1 rRNA gene is annotated in these 2,350 nt (G+C 53.0%); it reads left to right on the plus strand.

The window, feature by feature from the left end:
* Positions 1–2,338: ribosomal RNA gene (locus CAFE_RS05825) — 23S ribosomal RNA — on the plus strand; the annotation flags it as partial.
* Positions 2,339–2,350: the final 12 nt, after the last annotated feature.

Genomic DNA, 2,350 nt, shown 5'->3' on the forward strand with positions numbered 1-2,350 from the left:
AGGGCGTATGAAGTCAGTTGTATTCGACCCGAAACCGGGTGACCTACCCATGTCCAGGTTGAAGTGGGGGTAAAACCCCATGGAGGACCGAACCGACTCCCGTTGAAATGGTAGCGGATGAGGTGTGGGTAGCGGAGAAATTCCAATCGAACCCGGAGATAGCTGGTTCTCTCCGAAATAGCTTTAGGGCTAGCCTCGTATTAGATTACCGGAGGTAAAGCACTGAATGGTCTAGGGGCCGAAAGGCTACCGAAGCCTATCAAACTCAGAATGCCGGATAATTGATGTACGGGAGTCAGACAGTGTGAGATAAGTTTCATTGTCGAAAGGGAAACAGCCCAGACCCACAGCTAAGGTCCCTAAACACGGTTAAGTGGCAAAGGATGTGGGGTTGCTTAGACAACCAGGATGTTGGCTCAGAAGCAGCCATTCATTAAAAGAGTGCGTAATAGCTCACTGGTCGAGTGACCCTGCGCCGAAAATTCAACGGGGCTGAAATCGTGTACCGAAGCTTGGGATGCTCAAATATTCTCCATGCTTTCAGGAAGTTGAGAAGCGGAATCCGGCGGCGCGGAAGCGCTGCGGAAAGCCTCTTTCCCGCACAGAAGCGGAAGAGGAAGGAAAAGGTTCCGGATCAGCGGGCGCAAAGCGCCGCGAAATTTCACAGTAAGGTTGAAATGGAGCGCCGATTGAAGGTTTGGAGAATGTTTGAGCATGGTAGGAGAGCGTTGAATGAGAGTTGAAGTCGGAGCGGAAGCGCCGGTGGATTTCATTCAAGTGAGAATGCCGGAATGAGTAGCGAGAAATATGTGAGAATCATATTGGCCGAAAGTCTAAGGATTCTGGAGGAAGGTTCGTCCGCTCCAGGTAAGCCGGGAGCTAAGGTGAGGCCGAGAGGCGTAGCCGATGCACATACGGTTGACATTCCGTAGCCGCAGAAGGATTTAAGTAAGATGACACCTGCAAAGGGCATGACCCGGGCGTTGGTTGACCCGGGCGTAAGGGACCGAAATCAAGTAGGGAAGCATGCGCAGAGCAGGGCGAGAAAAGTCTTATGGGATATCCGATGCGCCCGTACCGCAAACCGACACAGGTAGACAGGAAGAAGATTCCAAGGCCAACGGGAGAAGGGTAGTTAAGGAACTCGGCAAATTGACCCCGTAACTTAGGGAGAAGGGGTGCCTCAGAAATGAGGCCGCAGAGAATAGGCCCAGGCGACTGTTTAGCAAAAACACAGGTCTCTGCCAAATCGAAAGATGACGTATAGGGGCTGACACCTGCCCGGTGCTGGAAGGTTAAGAGGAGATGTGCAAGCATTGAATTGAAGCCCCAGTAAACGGCGGCCGTAACTATAACGGTCCTAAGGTAGCGAAATTCCTTGTCGGGTAAGTTCCGACCCGCACGAAAGGTGTAACGATCTGGGCACTGTCTCAATTACCCGCCCGGCGAAATTGTAGTACCGGTGAAGATGCCGGTTACCCGCGACAAGACGGAAAGACCCCATGGAGCTTTACTGTAGTTTAATATTGGGTTTCGGTAATTTATGTACAGGATAGGTGGGAGACTGTGAAGCGGCGGCGCTAGCTGCCGTGGAGTCACCCTTGGGATACCACCCTTAAGTTGCTGAAATTCTAACCTGCGGCCGTGAATCCGGCCGGGGGACATTGTTAGACGGGCAGTTTGACTGGGGCGGTCGCCTCCAAAAGAGTAACGGAGGCGCTCAAAGGTCAGCTCAGCACGGACGGAAACCGTGCCAAAGAGTGTAAACGCGTAAGCTGGCCTGACTGCGAGGATGACGGTCCGAGCAGAAACGAAAGTTGGAGTTAGTGATCCGGCGGTATGAGAGTGGAATTGCCGTCGCTCAACGGATAAAAGCTACCCTGGGGATAACAGGCTGATCTCCCCCAAGAGTCCACATCGACGGGGAGGTTTGGCACCTCGATGTCGGCTCATCACATCCTGGGGCTGTATTCGGTCCCAAGGGTTCGGCTGTTCGCCGATTAAAGTGGTACGCGAGCTGGGTTCAGAACGTCGTGAGACAGTTCGGTCCCTATCTGTCGTGGGCGCAGGATATTTGAGGAGAGCTGTCCTTAGTACGAGAGGACCGGGATGGACGCACCTCTGGCGCACCAGTTGTCATGCCAATGGCACAGCTGGGCAACTATGTGCGGATCGGATAAACGCTGAAAGCATCTAAGCGTGAAGCCGACTCCAAGATTAGATATCCCACAGCATAAGCTGGTAAGGCCCCTTGAAGACTACAAGGTTGATAGGCTGCGTGTGTAAGCACGGTAACGTGTTCAGCTTGGCAGTACTAATAGGCCGAGGGCTTGACCATATTTTTGGTTCG

Source organism: Caproicibacter fermentans (genome assembly GCF_009746625.1).
Taxonomy (GTDB): Bacteria; Bacillota; Clostridia; order Oscillospirales; family Acutalibacteraceae; genus Caproicibacter; species Caproicibacter fermentans.